Consider the following 16,136-nt stretch of genomic DNA (forward strand, 5'->3'; position numbering starts at 1 on the left):
TTATCAATTTACGACAAAAAGGGCGTTAAATCTAAATGAGTTTCAATTTCAGTTGCCAAATGATCTAACATCTGTTCTCGTTGTTCTCGGTAGTTAGCAACACCTGTCGGCAAAGATTTTAAGCCTCGCTGTTGACGGAGGCGATTGAGCCAAGCGCGTCGCCAAGGGCCATTATCAAACAATCCGTGAAGATATGTACCCCAAACCGATTGACAATTATCTACCAATCCTAAGTTAGCATCATCAAACAAAGGTTGATAGGCTTGATTATCTCCTGAAATATCTACACGCGATCGCCCTTGATGAATTTCAAACCCAGTGACAGGTAATCCCATTTGGGGGTAATTTGAGGTAACTTGACGCTGACGAGCAATTTTTTGGCCAGTAATCACAGTTTTAATGGGTAAGAGATTTAAGCCTTGATATCTGCCAGCTTGTCCTTCTACACCTTCAGGATCGGCGATAATTTGTCCTAGTATTTGGTAGCCGCCACAAATCCCCAATACTGTGCCACCAGAAGCAGCATAATGTTGAATAGCTTCTGCCATGCCGCTTTTTTGCAGTAAGATTAAATCCGCAATCGTGGTTTTTGTCCCTGGAAGAATCACCGCGTCTGGGTGGCCTAAATCGTGCTTAGGACTAATGTATCGAACTGAGACACTTGGTTCTGATTCCAGGGGATCAAAATCTGTAAAGTTAGAAATTCTGGGTAAGCGAATCACACTGATATTAATATCTGTGTGAGCTTTTGCTGGTTTACGCTCCAGTAAATCTAGAGAGTCTTCGGCGGGAAATAAATGTTGCAGGTAGGGTATGACACCCAAAACAGGAATTTTTGTACGTTCTTCTAACCATTTTATTCCCGGTTCGAGAAGCGATCGCTGTCCCCGGAATTTGTTAATTACTATACCTTTAATTAATTGCCGTTCATCTGGTTCGAGTAGTTCTAATGTACCGACAACGTGGGCAAACGCTCCCCCTCGGTCAATATCAACTACCAGTATTGTGGGAGCATTTAAGTATTTTGCTACCCGCATATTAGTTAAATCACGGTGCTTCAGGTTGATTTCGGCGGGACTACCAGCACCCTCACAAACGATCACATCAAATTCTGTACCTAAATGTTGTAAAGATTCTTCAATTGCCCGCCAACCCATTTCAAAATATTGCTCATAGTAGTCGGCTGCATTTACTTTACCTACGTATCTTCCTCGCATAATGACTTGGGAAGTCATATCTCCTTGGGGTTTGAGCAAAATCGGGTTCATTTCTACCCAAGGAATTACCCCAGCCGCCCAAGCTTGCACCGCCTGGGCATAGCCAATTTCTCCTCCATTGGCTGTAACATAGGCATTTAAAGCCATATTTTGTCCTTTAAAGGGGGCTACTCGCCAGCCACGCCGGGACAAAATCCGACATATAGCTGTAGTTATCAGTGATTTCCCTGCGTGGGAAGTCGTCCCCACTACCATAATAGATTTCATAGCCACTGTTAGATATTAATTCGTAATTCGTAATACTCGCAAAGCGAGAAGCAAGCTACGTAATTCCTAATTCCTAATACCCTACGGGTACTCTCCGAGAACGCCTTCTCTTTCAGAGACGCTAACGCGAATGGCGAACGCGGAGCGTTCTCGGAGAGTAGCAAGCTACGTAATTCGTAATTCCCTACGCGGAAGCAAGTTACGTAATTCCTAATTCCTGACGGGTAAGGTTGAGAGTACATCATTAAGAATGATGTACGTTGGTTGAGTTTTGGGATTATGGCTGGTAAGGGGTAGCTATACACTACTTAATCCATACCCAATGCTCATCGTAGACTGAGGATAGATATTCTGGCTCAAGTTCATGTCAATATGCAACCCAGCTTAACAATTGCACCAATTTACTTGAAGGAAATTGGTAAAGCATTGATAAATGGGTTGATGGGTTTACGTATATATTGTTCCCTATAAATACCGAATCCTAACTTTAGGATTATGAGTTCTAAAAGGGCAATCTCAACCAACGAATCATGGAATTATATAAGCGATCGCTCCATGATGGGGTAGGTAAGTCTTGCCCTTGGTATTTTTCCATAAGTTGATGTCCTAGGGGGGTGAGACGAAAACTATCGGTAATTCCCTGTCCATCAACTTCCCGCCGAAGGATACCGACTTGGATTAACCAACCCAAAGCATTGTCACAGGCTAACTCTGATAGAGATGTTTTGGTATAGCCATTTTTAATTCCATTTTCGGAGGCGATCGCACCTAAAGCAACACTTTGATGACGCATAGTTTCAAATAATTTGATCACAAAGGGAGAACAAATCAGCGATTTTTCAGCCCTTTTAACGCTGTTAGGCGGATAAGCCAGGATTTTAGAATTTTGAGAGTCAACAACAGGCATAGTTTTATCTTGGTTATGGGGAATGGGGCATGGGGAATGGGGCATTGGGCATTGGGAATGGCGCAGGGTGTGGGAGGTGTGGGATGTGTGGGATGTGTGGGATGTGTGGGATGGTGGAAAACAAATCTTTCCCCCCACACTCCCCTCTCTCCCCACACTCCCCCCTCCCTTGTCTCCCTTGTCTCCCTTGTCCCCCTTGTCTCCCTGCTCCCTGCTCCCTGCCCCCTGCTACTTCTTATTTAGTTTTGACACTAAGTCATGAAATCATTGTAAATTATTGTAAAATTTCAGAGTCATCAACAATCTGAAACAGGAAAGGTTCATTATGCCTCTAGCGGTTGGTACAGATGCACCTGCATTTACCGTCAAAGATACCAACGGTAACACCGTATCGTTATCTGATTTTGCTGGAAAAACTGTTGTTTTATATTTTTATCCCAAAGATGACACCCCAGGCTGCACTAAGCAGGCTTGTAGCTTCCGGGATGCTCAACCAGAATATCAAGGCAAGGATGTAGTAGTTCTGGGGGTTAGTGCTGATGATGAAGCTTCTCATCAGGCATTTACCCAAAAATATAATCTGAATTTTCCTTTATTGGCTGACACCAATCAATCTCTCATCAAAGCTTATGATGTTGATGGTGGTGGCTATGCCAAGCGTGTCACCTACGTTATTAGCCCTGAAGGTAAAATTATTCACGTTGATGCTAGCGTCAATACAACTACCCATGCGGGTGATGTTTTAGCAGCTTTGGGACTGAATTAACACTTAATTAACGCCCTGTGCAACTTTCTCTGAAACCTAACCCCCAACTCCTTCCCTACAACGGAAGGGGAGCAAGAATTAAAGCCTCTAAGGCCACTTGCTACAACGTGGGAAACCCACGGAACGCAGTCGCTGCTCCTTGCAGGGGAGAGCTTTGGAGAAAGGTTTTAATAATTAAGTTGCACATCGCGTTAATTGAGTACTGACGAAAGCTGCCTTGCTCCCATTCCTTGTGGGTGGCTTTTTTCCCCTACTCCCTGCCCCCTGCCCCCTGCCTAGACATCATTGATTATTTTTTTAATTGGAAGTCCGGTTATTGATTCGATGGTGTACCTGCTGGTTGGGTTGTACTTGGAGTAGTGATAATTTGTAAAGGAAGTGTTTGGCCTGACTGCTGATTATTATTCTGAATGGCTTTGTTTTGCCTGTCTCTAAATGCCTTGGCTGCATCATCTAGTTGTTGATTTTGCTGGTTAGCATCCCAAGAACCAGTTCCCAATGTTGCCCGATGAATCAGGTCAAACATATTGAAATTGCCGTTACTAAAGTCAATATTATTTTGTTGTTCGGCATTATTGCCACCTGCATCTACTGTGCCGAGTTGAGCCAGGCTAGGTTGGGCTGTGAGTAAGGAAGAGAAGCCAACGCTGGCTACAGTTGCTATTAAGAGTTTAGTAATTACTGAAGGTGATTTTTTCATAAATTCCTCTAACACCATCGCAAATAAGTGAAAATCAAAAGGCAAAAGTACAGAATTTTTTTACTTTTTACTTTTGCCTTTGTTATGCCCCATGACAATTTTAATTGGGGCTAGTTTTATGTTAAGCAAGAGTTCGGCGAAGTTGGGGCTGAATACTGACTAAAGCTACTAAAGCAAACCCTAATAATATTAGCAATGCACCACCAAAGGTAACATCACCCCAAGGGGCTTGCATAACTACGCTACTTAATCCCCAATTGCTGTGAGTATAAAGGTAGCGGATGGGTTCGATGGCGTAACTCAAAGGGTTGAGGGTGGCAATAACCTGCAACCACTTGGGCATGAAGGATAAAGGTGCTAGGGCGGTACTAGCGAATAGCAATGGTAAATTGGTAACGAAAATTACAGCGATTAATTCAATGTGTCCGGGTAGAGCAAAAGCTAAACCCAGAGAAATAGCCGTGACACCTAATGCTAGCAGCAAGACAATAACAGCGATCGCACTTAATCCAACAATATCTGGAAGTCCAGCCCCCAGAAATGCTGCTGCACCAACAATTACAGCCGCTTGCAGTAAGCTTTGACTAATAATAAAGATGGCCGATGCAAACACAATAGAAAAGCGCGAAGCTAAGGGAGCGACTAACAAACGGTTCAAAAAACCAAATTCCCGGTCAAACATCACGGGTAAGCCAGCATTCAATGCTCCCGCAAATGCAGTAAAAACAATTACACCTGCTGCCAAAAATTGACCGTAATTTGTCGTAGTACCAAATAAACCTTGCGGCGCGTTTTGGAACAACGCCCCAAATAAGACTAACCACATGACAGGCTGAATAATACCCGCCAATAAGGTGGAAGGACGACGTTGTAATTGAATAAATAAGCGACGAGTTAAAGCCAGAGTCTCTTGGACTAATTCACCGAAAAAGTTAGGTTGTGTTTCGGTGTAGGCTTGTGGTGATGTGGCAACTTGCCAATTGATATCAGATTTAGGGGTGACACTCATAACAGTATTGGGAATTGGAAGTTGGGCATGGGGCATGGGGCATGGGGCATGGGGCATGGGGCATGGGGCAAGCAGGAAGTGTGGGAGGGGTGGGAGGTGTGGCAGGATAGGGAAGAAATCTTTCCCCCCTCTCTCCCCACACTCCCCACACTCCCCACACTCCCCACACTTCCCCATCTTCCCAGTTCCCAGTCCCCAGTCCCTACCGCATATTTTGTTTCTTCTCAGCTTTAGGATCACGAGTTCCAGCTGCTGCTAGTTCGGCATCCATGAGGGTGCGGCCAGTGGCAGCCAGGTAGACATCATCTAGGCTGGGACGAGATTGGGCAATGCCAAATATGGGTAAGCCTGCGGTATTAAGTGCTTGCTGGACGGTAATCAGCGCATCATTTTGGGGGGTGACTACTAAATTTAGTGAGTTACCTTGTGCGCTATTGATGATTACTTCTTTAACGAAAGATAATCCTTGTAGGAGTTCCTTGGCTTGTGTTGCTTCTTCTGTGGGGGAAAACTCACGGATGCGTAAGGTGATGCGATCGCCTCCTACTCTATCTTTTAACTCGGAAGGTGTACCTACAGCAATCACTACACCCCGGTCAATGATAGCGACGCGATCGGCTAATGCGTCAATTTCTTCTAAATAATGGCTGGTAATTACTACCGTTGTTCCTGATTGCCGCAGTTTCCGTAAAAATTCCCATACCACAAAACGGCTTTCTATGTCAAGTCCTACAGTTGGCTCATCTAAGACCAAAACATCTGGTGCATGAAGCAAACCAGCCGCTAAATCTAGACGCTTACGTAAACCACCAGAGTAAGTCCCAGTTTTCTTATTGGCATATTCTTGCAAACCGAGTAAATCTAAAACTGTCTCAATTCGCTGTTTGGCTACTGCGCTAGGAAGGTGATAAAGTGCCGCTTGCAATTGCAGCAATTCTCTACCAGTGAGCATTTTATCTAAAGCAACTTCTTGCGCTACATAGCCTAGCCGTTGTCTTGCTACTCTGGGGTTATCCAACACAGAAATACCAGATACCTCAATTTTGCCTGCATCTGGAGTAGTGAGGGTACACAGTGCGCGCAGAGTAGTTGTTTTACCTGCACCGTTGGGGCCGAGTAAACCAAAGATTTCCCCTGGTTCTACTTGGAAGGAAACATCCTTAACGGCTTCAACAGTACCATAACGCTTTTGCAGATTTTGAATTAAAACGGCAGCAGCCATCACAGCTAAACCCTAATATACAATTCGCAACAATATCTATATACATTGTAGTGGAGCAGCGTGAGGTCAGGCGATCACATCGCTACACATTGACAATTTCACCCCTAATCGCTTTGTTGGGAGATATTGCGATGAAGAAAAAGTGTATACAGGGGATAGTGCGATCGCTTCGTTGGTATTTCCTGATTTTAAGTTGACTGCTGCTGAAGTTTTACAGTTTCATTAAGGACAGTTAAATTACTCCACGAGCAATCACTAAGAATCCTCGCATCTTTCAGTTTTAATTATTATAAATCTTTTGCAAATCTTCTGCTGCTTGTACTATTTCATCTGATTTACTGCTGTTAATTAATACACACTTCTGCACATGAGAGTTAATCATTTTGGCTCGGCGTGCATAAAATACAGTTAATAAGAATTTCCAGCTAGCAAAAGAAAAGAAAGTTTGATCAAACATCGCCAAAAAACTTTGTAAATCCTTCTGTTTCAAAGCCACTAAACTCCAATGTAGCTTGAGGTAGCTTTTGATAGTTGCCATATTTGGCAAGTAATGATGATGTTTCTTATGCACAAGAGAGTGGATTTTTTCTTTCATCAAAATGTTGGTATGTAACCGTTGAATAAAAGAAAACTTTTGATTGTACGCACCAGTCCAAATTGTGCGGTAAGCCAAACATTGATTGAGAAAAACTCCATCACCAAACTGAGCAATCCGAATCCAAGAATCTATATCATCGCAATTGGTATTTAATTGAGAATCCCATCCCCCTGTCTGCAAAAAAGCATCACGGCGACAAGCAACCTGAGCCGGTGTACCAAAGGGAACTAACTCCAAAAGCATACCGTAATGAATATCCGCTTGGGGAATATAAAAAGCTAAACCTGGCCCAAAGTTAGGCGTGCGACTCAGTTCCTGTTCATTAGTATCAACTTGCGCTGCCACACAAGAGCAAATCACCGCTTCAGGACAAAGAGCGATCGCCTTGGCCATCTGTTCAATACAATTAACATCTAGATAGTCATCATCATCTAAAAACTTAATCCAATCACCACTAGCTTTCTCTACCCCCGCATTGACAGTTGCTGCATGACCTAGATTCACCTGATTGCGGTGATAAACTACAGACTTACCTAAACTTCTCACATATGCTTCTGTTTCGTCAGATGAACAGTCATCTACAACGACTACCTCACAAGGAATAGTCTGTTTCAGTGCAGATTCAATAGCACGACGTAGCCAATGTAGGCGGTTGTAGGTAGAGATAACAATACTGAATTTCATAATCTCACACCTGGAGTAAGAGTTTTTACACTATAACCCCCATCCCTCATAGATCGTATTGGGGATATAACCTAAACATCAGGAATTTCTCTGAATTGAAATTATTGTCACTACCCCACCTCAACTAGTGGACTGAAAGATGATTCTCGATTTATGATGGATGATCGTGAGTTTTTTAATTAGACGAGCCATGAACACTCAAGAAATTATTAGTTCCATTGAAGCGGAACACCTAAAATCAAACATTCCCCAAATTTATGTCGGCGATACAGTCAAAGTTGGCGTAAAAATTAAAGAAGGGGAAAAATACCGCGTACAACCCTACGAAGGTGTTGTGATTGCTATGCGTAACGGCGGTATTAATGAAACTATCACAGTCCGTAAAGTCTTCCAAGGTGTAGGCGTAGAGCGAGTATTCCTCGTCCATTCTCCTCGGATTGATAGCATCAAAGTCATCCGTCGCGGTAAAGTTAGACGTGCCAAACTCTACTATCTCCGTGGCCGGGTTGGTAAAGCCACTCGGATTAAGCAACGCTTTGACCGCGCTTTATAAAAAGTATTTTGGCTCTTGGGTATGCCAGAAATTTTCTTCAGGCGGCATCTGCCGCTAGTTTGTTTCTTCAAAAAAAATGTGCTATCATGGTGATTGTGCGTTAAACTGATAAAAGTTCAGCGTAGCAAACAAACCCAGCCCAGCTTGTGCGCTCTTAGTTCAGTTGGTAGAACGCAGGTCTCCAAAACCTGATGTCGGGGGTTCAAGTCCTCCAGGGCGCGCTCGAAAGTAAAAACACACCCCGAAGCAGTAGCACACCTGTTAAGATATCAGAAGTGCTATTGATTTCGGGTGTAGTTGTTTTATACTTACAGCTTTTTGGCTTCCAGTTAATATTTTGATGGAATAAAGCTGTCAACCTGGATGAAAATTAGCAGAGTATAGCTGTATTGAAAAAGATGGGGGGATAAACGACCATGGCCAAAAAAAATGAAGCAGAAATGCCGGAAACTTCAGGCGGGTTCAACTTCCTGAATTTCTTCCAAGGAACAAGAGAAGAACTAGAAAAAGTAGTTTGGCCTAGTCGCAAGCAACTAGTCAGCGAATCAGCTGCGGTGTTGCTGATGGTGACACTCTCCGCCTCTTTAATATATTTGGTTGATGGATTGTTTGGTTGGGCAGCAAAACAGGTATTCTGATGACTTCTGCAACAGACGAACCAATGGACTCGGCGTTGCAGTCAGAGGAAACAGCAGAAACAGCGTCAAAAGAAGCGCGCTGGTATGCAGTGCAAGTAGCCTCAGGCTGCGAAAAACGGGTGAAAACAAACTTGGAACAGCGCATCCAAACTTTTGATGTGGCTGACAAAATTGTCCAAGTCGAAATTCCACACACGCCATCAGTAAAAATTCGTAAAGATGGCAGCCGTCAGCATACAGAGGAAAAAGTATTCCCCGGCTATGTGTTAGTACGGATGATGATGGATGATGACACTTGGCAGGTGGTACGCAATACATCTCACGTAATTAACTTTGTGGGAGCAGAACAAAAACGTGGCACAGGTAAAAGCCGTGGTCACGTTAAGCCAGTACCCTTGAGCCACTCAGAAGTAGAGCGCATATTCAAGCAAACCACCGAACAAGAGCCAGTTGTCAAAATTGACATGGCCACCGGGGATAAAATTGTCGTACTTTCTGGCCCATTTAAGGACTTTGAAGGCGAGGTAATTGAAGTGAGTCCAGAACGGAGTAAACTAAAAGCCTTGCTATCGATTTTCGGGCGAGATACACCAGTAGAACTGGAATTTAATCAGGTAGAAAAACAGAGCTAAATAACAAATGGCGAAGAAAGTAGTAGCGGTCATTAAACTGGCCCTGAATGCTGGAAAAGCCAACCCAGCACCCCCAGTTGGCCCGGCCCTGGGTCAACATGGTGTGAACATCATGATGTTCTGCAAAGAGTACAATGCCAAAACAGCAGACCAAGCTGGGATGGTAATTCCGGTAGAAATTTCAGTTTATGAAGACCGGAGTTTTACATTTATACTCAAAACGCCACCAGCATCTGTATTGATTCGCAAGGCGGCGAAAATTGAAAGAGGTTCTAACGAACCGAATAAAAAGAAAGTTGGCTCAATTACCACAGCGCAATTGCGGGAAATCGCCCAAACTAAATTGCCTGACCTCAATGCCAATGACATAGAAGCGGCAATGAATATCGTGGCCGGAACAGCTAGAAACATGGGTGTAACTATCACAGAGTAAGTTCACCACCCATAATTACAAGTCATCAGCAAAAATTAGTGGGGGAGAGGCAAAGCTTCGTAGTTACCCCAGGAGATCAAAATGACAAAAAAAATATCCCGACGTTTGCAGGCACTGCAAGCTCAGGTAGAAGATAAAGATTACTCACCTTTAGAGGCTTTGTCACTGCTCAAAGAAACTGCAACAGCTAAATTTCCAGAAGCAGCAGAAGCCCATATTCGTTTAGGTATTGATCCAAAATATACAGACCAACAATTACGTACCACAGTGGCACTACCCAAAGGTACAGGGCAGGTGGTACGAGTAGCAGTCATTGCCCGTGGGGAAAAAGTAACAGAAGCCTCTGGTGCGGGTGCTGACGTAGTTGGTTCAGAAGAACTAATTGACGAAATCCAAAAAGGCAGAATGGATTTTGACAAGTTAATTGCTACACCGGATGTTATGCCACAGGTAGCAAAACTTGGTAAACTATTAGGACCCCGTGGTTTGATGCCATCACCAAAAGGTGGTACAGTAACATTTGACGTAGCAAGTGCGATCGCAGAATTTAAAGCTGGTAAATTAGAGTTCCGGGCTGACCGTACAGGCATCGTTCATGTTATGTTTGGTAAGGCATCCTTCTCGCCTGAAGATTTGTTAGTCAACTTGAAGGCATTACAAGAAACAATTGATCGTAACCGCCCTTCAGGAGCAAAAGGCCGCTACTGGCGTTCAATTTATGTATCTGCCACAATGGGGCCATCAATTAGAGTCGATATTACTGCTCTCAGAGATTTAAAACTGACCGAAGCTGCTTAAGGGTGATTAGTGATTAGGGACTGGGTACTAAGAAAAAGTTAGTCTCTACTAACCTTTACACCGATGCCCCATCCCCTATATGCCCTATGCCCAAAATTGAATAAGCAAAGCCGGAGACAGCAGGTGCTACTCGCTTAATATCCTGCCGAGGTGAAAGCTCTATTGCCAAAAGTGACACTGATAATTGTGTCTTCAATGCGGCAGCCAGAGTATTTATCCTCAACCCCGGCTTAGATAGCTGGGGTTTGTTGTTATGCCCTAGTCAGATCAAAATCATTAAGGGAGAAATCGACAATTATTTTGAGGAGGTGAAACCGACATGGGTAGAACACTAGAAAACAAAAAAGAGATAGTAGCTGATCTCAAAGAAAGTTTGAGTCAGTCAAGTTTAGCACTGGTAATTGACTACCAAGGGCTGACAGTTGCTGAAATTACCGACTTACGGCGGCGGTTACGTCCCACTGGCACTATCTGTAAAGTAACTAAAAATACTTTCATGGGTATTGCCATTCAAGACGATGAAAAATGGCAGCCCCTGTCGGAGTTGTTGAAAGGATCTTCTGCTTTTTTATTAGTTCAAGAAGATTTTTCTTCAGCAATTAAAGCTTACCAAGACTTCCAGAAAGCCTCTAAGAAGACAGAACTTCGTGGTGGCGTAATGGAAGGTCGCCTGCTGCAAGCAACTGATGTCAAGGCTTTAGGAGACTTGCCATCTAAAGAACAACTCATGGGTCAAATTGCTGGAGCTATCAACGCTTTGGCCACAAAAATTGCTGTGGGTATCAACGAAGTTCCTGGTGGACTGGCGCGTGCTTTGCAAGCTGTTGCTGACAAAGAAAATAGTGGTGCAAGTGCCGGTGAATAGGTAAAAGGTGATAGAAAACCAATTACCAATTGCTAGTGACGAATTTACTAAAAAACACATCAAAATTACAGGAGTAATATCAATGTCTGCTGCAACCGAACAAATTTTAGAACAATTGAAATCCTTGACTTTATTGGAAGCTGCTGAATTAGTTAAGCAAATTGAAGAAGCTTTTGGTGTAAGTGCTGCTGCACCTGCTGGTGGCATGATGATGATGGCTGCGCCTGGTGGTGCTGCTGCTGCTGAACCAGTAGAAGAGAAAACCGAGTTTGACGTAGTTCTAGAATCTGTACCAGCTGATAAGAAGATTGCTGTATTGAAAGTTGTCCGTGAAATCACTGGCTTGGGTCTGAAAGAAGCTAAAGACTTGGTAGAAGCTGCTCCTAAAGCCATTAAGGAAGCTATTGCGAAGGAAGCTGCTGAAGATGCTAAGAAACGGATTGAGGAAGCTGGCGGTAAGGTTACAGTTAAGTAGTGAACAGTCAACAGTAAACAGTTATCGGGCGTATAGTGGGGGATTTCAACCCACTACTCATGCTTACCACCAATTAGTGTGGTGTTTCACCTTTGCATTTAATTGATAACTGGTAACTGATAACTAGTAACTGTTAAATTGCTTTCTACTCTTCCTATACCTGTAAAGCTTTTGCTTTTGTGATTCATTACTGAAATTTTCTTGTAATCAAAAAAGGAGTCTTTTTAGACTCCTTTTTTTTGGCAGTACGTCTAATGTCAATTAAAATCTTGCGAATACCTAGATATTTGTACGGGCGGGTTCACCGATATCAAAAGTTAATCGTGAATGATGTTTGTTAACCCGCCCCTACCAAGTTTGATACACCCCACCTATAGGCTATTGATTGGATAGGCAATTTTCCTAATTCACATCAGGCGTGCAGTATAAGGAACTTCAGTTTGGGTTAAGACGATTTCGCTGCTAGATATAGGAAATAATAGGAGTTTTAGGCAAGGACAGAATAACAGTTTGAGCTGATCCCGAACTCAGGTTAATCTAAACTCAGGCGACGAAAATTATACTCCTTAGCACTGGGATGACAACTGATACAAGTAGTGATTTGCACAGGGCGCGGTAAATCGACTTGGGGATGTAACGCTTTAAAATAACGAGAATTATTTACCCGGTAAGGTGTTGCTTCATCTTTTAACTGGGAGCGTGAGAAAGTGGCAAGATATCTCCACACTAGAGTGCGACTGGGATCTAATAGTGGTTGGAGGGTTGCGCCATAGTGCTGTGAGTCTTCTAGCAGGTTTTTCCAAGTTTGGGTGGGTAAAACCGCAGGCGGCAGAGCAATGTGACAACTAGAGCAATTTTCCAGATATAGTTCTTGTCCTAGTTGATATCTGGCGGGAACTACATCAACTGTACCGATTTCTGATACAGGGGTGGCACTTTGGACGTTAGTGGCTAAGGCTAATAGCCAACCCATTACCAGACTCCAAAGCAGAATGGTAAAAATTAATCCTAGCGGACGGCGTTTGAGTTTGGGTTTACGGAACTTACGTTTTACCTGATTTGACATTCCTCACATTCCCAGATACTTAGATTTATCCCTTATTGCTCATAATAAGACTTAAGCTGCGTCAGCGATGTTGCGTTTATGGGTAAGTATTTTAATTTTTTACCGAAAATTTGGGTTTAAGGGAAGTGATCATAGAAATTAGGCTGATGTCCCAGGTTTAACCCAAATCTCTATAAAAATCAGCCATAATATCTCGAATTTCATTAGCATCAATATCTTGTCGGTCAGATTTAGAATAAATTGTGAGCAGCAAAATACTTGTAGGTGATTCAATTTGATAAATCAGGCGGTATCCTGCACTTTTCCCTTTTTGGATATTACTGTTGCGAACTCTCACCTTGTAAACAAAATACTCTTCCCCAAGTCCACTAATTCTATCGCCTACAAAGCCCCCTTGTTGTAACTGCTCAATAATGGGTTGAACATCAGAGCGAATATTGCGAAATCTCTTTGAGAGTCTGTAAAGTTCTGCTTCAAATTCATCGGCGAAACGAATTGAAACTATGTTATCACTCTGCATCAATTCTGTCCCATAGCTCACTAATTGGCCTAGTTTGACCCATTTTGGCTTGTTGTAAGGCTCTCCTCAAGCTAGCTTTAATTTCTTCAACTGGTGTATCATCTGGGTCAAATTCTTCTATATCTACCTGTTCAGGAATTAAGACAATCACCCTTACTTGCTGTGTGTAAGTTGTTTCATGAATTGGCTCATCTAAAATTAGATTTCCTTGAGCGTCAATCTTGCCAGTTACTTCAATTGCTTTCATCTTTTTACCTCATCTTGTAGGAGATCGTAACACGCTGAAAATGGGCATGGGGTATTGAATTTGAGTCAATCGTCATTAAAAATTTAAAACATCTATTGATGCCATGATTTCTAATTCTAAAATTCTATCTTTTGCATCTTTGAGGGCTGCTAAATTTCCTTCTTGATGATAAATAGTTGCAGCTTTTTGAAAGTCTGTAATTGCTGCTTGTAGATTTTTCATGCCAGTATAGATATTACCGCGATTGTAATAGGCATCAGCATAATTATGATTAATTTGAATTGCTTGGGTGTAATCTGCGATCGCGCCTTCTTCATCGCCTAAATCACAACGCACATTGCCCCGATTATAATACACGTCGGCTAGATGGGGATTAATCTTTATTGCTTGAGTATAATCTGCGATCGCTCCTTGATAATCTCCAATATCTGCCCGCACGTTGCCACGATTTTTATAAGCATTGGCATCTTGGGAATTAATCGGAATTGTCTGGTTAAATCCTGGCTGATTTTTGACAATATAACGAGCAATATCAGGATTTTTAGAGACATCTGCATACTGGGGATTAATTTTAATTGCTTGGGTATAGTCTTCAATCGCCCCTTGATTATCTCCTACAAAAGAACGGGCTTCGGCTCGATTTTTATAGGTGATAGCAACATGAGGATTGATGATAATTGATTGAGTATAGTCACTAATTGCTGCTTCATAATCTCCCATTTGTGATAGTGCCAAACCCCGTTTATAGTAAGCTTTGGCATCATTTGTATTTAGCTTTATGACTTGAGAATAATCTGCGATCGCTTTTTCATATTCTCCTATTTGCTCATAAGCTAATCCACGTTGATAGTATAATTCTGCATTGGAATAATTCAGCTTTAAAGCTTGACTATAGTGGCCAATAGATGTTGTATATTCCCCTTTGTTAAAACATTCATCACCCAATTTCTTATAATCAATATCCCTCGGTACAATTGCATCACTAATATTGATTTTTTTTCTCCTTAATTGAGATATAAATTCTGATTTATCCTCATGTTGATCAGGCAGAATTTGTTTATTTAAAATATGGTGATTGTTGACAGAGTTTAATTTGTCTAAATAATAATATAAGCCACCAGCATACAGTAATTGATCTATGCCAAAGGATATACTGCCAGTTTTTAATTTAATCATTCGTGTTGGTAAAAAACCAGCTAGTAACAAGTGATATTCTGATTGTGCCTCATGCACGGCTTCTTGAATTAAAATACAAACTACTACGGCATTTTTTTCAACTTCTTCAGAACTGATTGACCACATGACTCTATCAATCCTACCGTGTCGAGATTTGACTTCAACTCCAATGGATGGGTCAGATGTGAGGGTAAAATCTATTTTACCATCTCCACCAAATCGCTTTTCATAATCTACTTCGGTGATCAAATCACCTAAACGCTCTTTAACAACTTCCTCACCTAATTTTCCCTTGAGGTAGCTAATAAAAACATCCCTTACTGGAGAAACTCGTTTATATTTTTCTGCCATTTGCCAGCAGAAATTGCGTAAGGCTTTTAATCTCTCACCGGAAATAATTGTTAATTCACTATATTGACCTTCGTTTTCACAATGGAGTAAACAACCAGATGATAACCTTTTAATAAAATCAGACTGTAGCGATCGCAGTAGTGTAATCCAGTCCATGAAAAGTTCTGCGAGTTTTTTGCTGAAATTATTTTAATGATATATCCACTTAAAGTAAACCTGATATTGCATATACTTTAGATGTTTTTAGCTGCCAGCGATTTAGGGAGGATCTAATATCACCACATCTTGCCAAAATCTATACTTGTCTTAACATTTATTTTCCTAACTTAATTCTCTGTGCAACTTGCTCTCAAACCTAACCTCCAACCCCTTTTCTACAAGGGAAGAACTGAAAAATTATCAGCAAAATGTCTGGATTGATACAATAAATTCCCAATAGCTGTTATATGCTTCTAAAGCCCTTTACTTTTACCCTAATGGCGGAAATACCGCTAAAAAGCACCAGAATGTAGAGAAATTTACGCTAAGTTAGTACGATTGTGTCTGAGTCAACAGCAACAATTGTGACATGAAGCAAGTGGTTTCCTCCATTCTGGTGATTTACTTTTGAGTGATTCATGCTATGCACTTTTCAACCCAGATAAAAAAACAGGGAAGATTTTTTCTTCCCTGTTTTTGCGATTTTTTTGATTGTCTTGCTTGTTAGCTTCTTTGAGCTTTTGGCGTAACATTTGCCTTTGCTTTTTGAGTTGTCGTTTTCTGGCAGAACCGCCTTTACCTTTATCGTTTCTCCCTTCACGACGGGGGGATTCCCATCTTTTGAGTCTCATGTGTTGTATCTAGGTATTTAGTTAACGGACAGTGGGCAGGAGGAGAATCGAACTCCTATGACCGCAAGGTCGCCACATTTTGAGTGTGGTGCGTCTACCAGTTTCGCCACCCGCCCTTGGTAGGCAACTTTCCCATTATAGTCACTTCCTCAATTTAATGCAAGGAGTAAATCTAAAATTTT

At 42.1% G+C, this 16,136-nt stretch carries 20 protein-coding genes, 2 tRNA genes and 1 other annotated feature; of the genes, 9 read left to right on the forward strand and 13 right to left on the reverse strand.

What is annotated here, in order from left to right:
- Positions 1-8 precede the first annotated feature (8 nt).
- Both cobQ and ACPZ3T_RS06335 read right to left on the reverse strand, forming a co-directional pair.
- Positions 9-1,484: a cobyric acid synthase CobQ gene (gene cobQ / locus ACPZ3T_RS06330; RefSeq protein ID WP_490274453.1), complete on the reverse strand. Its 1,476-nt coding sequence runs from the start codon at positions 1,482-1,484 to the stop codon at positions 9-11.
- 502 nt (positions 1,485-1,986) lie between these two features.
- Entirely contained in the window at positions 1,987-2,391 is a 405-nt protein-coding gene (locus tag ACPZ3T_RS06335) for an Npun_F0494 family protein (RefSeq protein ID WP_490277136.1), read from the reverse strand.
- A gap of 325 nt (positions 2,392-2,716) precedes the next feature.
- Here ACPZ3T_RS06335 and ACPZ3T_RS06340 point away from each other — a divergent pair, with 325 nt between their 5' ends.
- Positions 2,717-3,157 carry a peroxiredoxin gene (locus ACPZ3T_RS06340; RefSeq protein ID WP_490274455.1) on the forward strand — a complete coding sequence of 147 codons (441 nt, stop codon included), beginning with the start codon at positions 2,717-2,719 and terminating at the stop codon, positions 3,155-3,157.
- Positions 3,158-3,470: 313 nt separating this feature from the next.
- Here the strand turns inward: ACPZ3T_RS06340 and ACPZ3T_RS06345 are convergent, their stop codons facing one another.
- The 5 genes from ACPZ3T_RS06345 to ACPZ3T_RS06365 all read right to left on the reverse strand — a co-directional run bounded on the left by ACPZ3T_RS06345 (position 3,471) and on the right by ACPZ3T_RS06365 (position 7,370).
- The gene (locus ACPZ3T_RS06345) at positions 3,471-3,857 is read right to left on the reverse strand and encodes a hypothetical protein (RefSeq protein ID WP_490274457.1); all 387 of its coding nucleotides are present in this window, start codon (positions 3,855-3,857) and stop codon (positions 3,471-3,473) included.
- Between the two features lie 121 nt (positions 3,858-3,978).
- On the reverse strand, positions 3,979-4,866 hold the full coding sequence (locus ACPZ3T_RS06350; RefSeq protein ID WP_490277137.1) for an ABC transporter permease: 888 nt from the start codon (positions 4,864-4,866) through the stop codon (positions 3,979-3,981).
- Entirely contained in the window at positions 4,850-5,035 is a 186-nt protein-coding gene (locus ACPZ3T_RS06355; RefSeq protein ID WP_490274459.1) for a hypothetical protein, read from the reverse strand. The genes ACPZ3T_RS06350 and ACPZ3T_RS06355 overlap by 17 nt, the downstream gene beginning before the upstream one ends.
- A gap of 33 nt (positions 5,036-5,068) precedes the next feature.
- On the reverse strand, positions 5,069-6,088 hold the full coding sequence (locus tag ACPZ3T_RS06360) for an ABC transporter ATP-binding protein (protein WP_490274461.1): 1,020 nt from the start codon (positions 6,086-6,088) through the stop codon (positions 5,069-5,071).
- Between the two features lie 280 nt (positions 6,089-6,368).
- Positions 6,369-7,370, reverse strand: a complete 1,002-nt coding sequence (locus ACPZ3T_RS06365; RefSeq protein ID WP_490274463.1) for a glycosyltransferase family 2 protein — start codon at positions 7,368-7,370, stop codon at positions 6,369-6,371.
- A 190-nt stretch (positions 7,371-7,560) separates the two neighbouring features.
- Between ACPZ3T_RS06365 and rplS the strand changes: the two genes are divergently transcribed.
- The 8 genes from rplS to rplL all read left to right on the forward strand — a co-directional run bounded on the left by rplS (position 7,561) and on the right by rplL (position 11,764).
- Positions 7,561-7,923, forward strand: coding sequence for a 50S ribosomal protein L19 (rplS, locus tag ACPZ3T_RS06370; RefSeq protein ID WP_490277138.1), 363 nt, complete (start codon positions 7,561-7,563; stop codon positions 7,921-7,923).
- 148 nt (positions 7,924-8,071) lie between these two features.
- Positions 8,072-8,144: transfer RNA gene (locus tag ACPZ3T_RS06375), tRNA-Trp, on the forward strand.
- 195 nt (positions 8,145-8,339) lie between these two features.
- Positions 8,340-8,561: a preprotein translocase subunit SecE gene (gene secE, locus ACPZ3T_RS06380; RefSeq protein ID WP_490274465.1), complete on the forward strand. Its 222-nt coding sequence runs from the start codon at positions 8,340-8,342 to the stop codon at positions 8,559-8,561.
- On the forward strand, positions 8,561-9,193 hold the full coding sequence (nusG, locus tag ACPZ3T_RS06385) for a transcription termination/antitermination protein NusG (RefSeq protein WP_490274467.1): 633 nt from the start codon (positions 8,561-8,563) through the stop codon (positions 9,191-9,193). The genes secE and nusG overlap by 1 nt, the downstream gene beginning before the upstream one ends.
- 7 nt (positions 9,194-9,200) lie before the next feature.
- Positions 9,201-9,626 (forward strand): 50S ribosomal protein L11, encoded by a 426-nt coding sequence (rplK, locus tag ACPZ3T_RS06390; protein WP_490274469.1) that lies wholly within the window; start codon positions 9,201-9,203, stop codon positions 9,624-9,626.
- Between the two features lie 81 nt (positions 9,627-9,707).
- Entirely contained in the window at positions 9,708-10,424 is a 717-nt protein-coding gene (gene rplA, locus ACPZ3T_RS06395) for a 50S ribosomal protein L1 (protein ID WP_490274471.1), read from the forward strand.
- A 92-nt stretch (positions 10,425-10,516) separates the two neighbouring features.
- Positions 10,517-10,683, forward strand: a sequence feature (ribosomal protein L10 leader region).
- Between the two features lie 60 nt (positions 10,684-10,743).
- Positions 10,744-11,289 (forward strand): 50S ribosomal protein L10, encoded by a 546-nt coding sequence (gene rplJ, locus ACPZ3T_RS06400; protein ID WP_490274473.1) that lies wholly within the window; start codon positions 10,744-10,746, stop codon positions 11,287-11,289.
- Positions 11,290-11,371: 82 nt separating this feature from the next.
- Positions 11,372-11,764, forward strand: a complete 393-nt coding sequence (rplL, locus tag ACPZ3T_RS06405) for a 50S ribosomal protein L7/L12 (RefSeq protein WP_490277139.1) — start codon at positions 11,372-11,374, stop codon at positions 11,762-11,764.
- A gap of 532 nt (positions 11,765-12,296) precedes the next feature.
- Here the strand turns inward: rplL and ACPZ3T_RS06410 are convergent.
- From ACPZ3T_RS06410 to ACPZ3T_RS06435, 6 genes are all read right to left on the reverse strand, one after another.
- The gene (locus ACPZ3T_RS06410; protein ID WP_490274475.1) at positions 12,297-12,830 is read right to left on the reverse strand and encodes a cytochrome C; all 534 of its coding nucleotides are present in this window, start codon (positions 12,828-12,830) and stop codon (positions 12,297-12,299) included.
- Positions 12,831-12,987: 157 nt separating this feature from the next.
- Positions 12,988-13,350 carry a type II toxin-antitoxin system RelE/ParE family toxin gene (locus ACPZ3T_RS06415; RefSeq protein ID WP_490274477.1) on the reverse strand — a complete coding sequence of 121 codons (363 nt, stop codon included), beginning with the start codon at positions 13,348-13,350 and terminating at the stop codon, positions 12,988-12,990.
- Positions 13,340-13,597 (reverse strand): type II toxin-antitoxin system RelN family antitoxin, encoded by a 258-nt coding sequence (locus ACPZ3T_RS06420; protein ID WP_490274479.1) that lies wholly within the window; start codon positions 13,595-13,597, stop codon positions 13,340-13,342. Before ACPZ3T_RS06420 ends, ACPZ3T_RS06415 begins: the two co-directional genes overlap by 11 nt.
- A 75-nt stretch (positions 13,598-13,672) precedes the next feature.
- Positions 13,673-15,280 (reverse strand): tetratricopeptide repeat protein, encoded by a 1,608-nt coding sequence (locus tag ACPZ3T_RS06425; protein ID WP_490274480.1) that lies wholly within the window; start codon positions 15,278-15,280, stop codon positions 13,673-13,675.
- Positions 15,281-15,744: 464 nt separating this feature from the next.
- A complete protein-coding gene (locus tag ACPZ3T_RS06430; RefSeq protein ID WP_490274482.1) occupies positions 15,745-15,954 on the reverse strand; it encodes a hypothetical protein in 210 nt (69 codons plus the stop codon).
- Positions 15,955-15,986: 32 nt separating this feature from the next.
- Positions 15,987-16,070 (reverse strand) — tRNA-Leu (locus ACPZ3T_RS06435).
- Positions 16,071-16,136: the final 66 nt, after the last annotated feature.

This window comes from Aliinostoc maniaoense (genome assembly GCF_058172895.1).

Bases quoted from the DNA above. Each gene is read 5' to 3' on its own strand.
- rplL (WP_490277139.1), top strand. From the start codon at position 11,372: ATGTCTGCTGCAACCGAACAAATTTTAGAACAATTGAAATCCTTGACT.
- ACPZ3T_RS06335 (WP_490277136.1), bottom strand. From the start codon at position 2,391: ATGCCTGTTGTTGACTCTCAAAATTCTAAAATCCTGGCTTATCCGCCT.
- nusG (WP_490274467.1), top strand. From the start codon at position 8,561: ATGACTTCTGCAACAGACGAACCAATGGACTCGGCGTTGCAGTCAGAG.
- ACPZ3T_RS06360 (WP_490274461.1), bottom strand. From the start codon at position 6,088: ATGGCTGCTGCCGTTTTAATTCAAAATCTGCAAAAGCGTTATGGTACT.
- ACPZ3T_RS06410 (WP_490274475.1), bottom strand. From the start codon at position 12,830: ATGTCAAATCAGGTAAAACGTAAGTTCCGTAAACCCAAACTCAAACGC.
- ACPZ3T_RS06340 (WP_490274455.1), top strand. From the start codon at position 2,717: ATGCCTCTAGCGGTTGGTACAGATGCACCTGCATTTACCGTCAAAGAT.
- ACPZ3T_RS06415 (WP_490274477.1), bottom strand. From the start codon at position 13,350: ATGCAGAGTGATAACATAGTTTCAATTCGTTTCGCCGATGAATTTGAA.
- rplJ (WP_490274473.1), top strand. From the start codon at position 10,744: ATGGGTAGAACACTAGAAAACAAAAAAGAGATAGTAGCTGATCTCAAA.
- ACPZ3T_RS06420 (WP_490274479.1), bottom strand. From the start codon at position 13,597: ATGAAAGCAATTGAAGTAACTGGCAAGATTGACGCTCAAGGAAATCTA.
- ACPZ3T_RS06345 (WP_490274457.1), bottom strand. From the start codon at position 3,857: ATGAAAAAATCACCTTCAGTAATTACTAAACTCTTAATAGCAACTGTA.
- rplK (WP_490274469.1), top strand. From the start codon at position 9,201: ATGGCGAAGAAAGTAGTAGCGGTCATTAAACTGGCCCTGAATGCTGGA.
- rplA (WP_490274471.1), top strand. From the start codon at position 9,708: ATGACAAAAAAAATATCCCGACGTTTGCAGGCACTGCAAGCTCAGGTA.
- rplS (WP_490277138.1), top strand. From the start codon at position 7,561: ATGAACACTCAAGAAATTATTAGTTCCATTGAAGCGGAACACCTAAAA.
- ACPZ3T_RS06425 (WP_490274480.1), bottom strand. From the start codon at position 15,280: ATGGACTGGATTACACTACTGCGATCGCTACAGTCTGATTTTATTAAA.
- ACPZ3T_RS06350 (WP_490277137.1), bottom strand. From the start codon at position 4,866: ATGAGTGTCACCCCTAAATCTGATATCAATTGGCAAGTTGCCACATCA.
- ACPZ3T_RS06430 (WP_490274482.1), bottom strand. From the start codon at position 15,954: ATGAGACTCAAAAGATGGGAATCCCCCCGTCGTGAAGGGAGAAACGAT.
- secE (WP_490274465.1), top strand. From the start codon at position 8,340: ATGGCCAAAAAAAATGAAGCAGAAATGCCGGAAACTTCAGGCGGGTTC.
- ACPZ3T_RS06365 (WP_490274463.1), bottom strand. From the start codon at position 7,370: ATGAAATTCAGTATTGTTATCTCTACCTACAACCGCCTACATTGGCTA.
- cobQ (WP_490274453.1), bottom strand. From the start codon at position 1,484: ATGAAATCTATTATGGTAGTGGGGACGACTTCCCACGCAGGGAAATCA.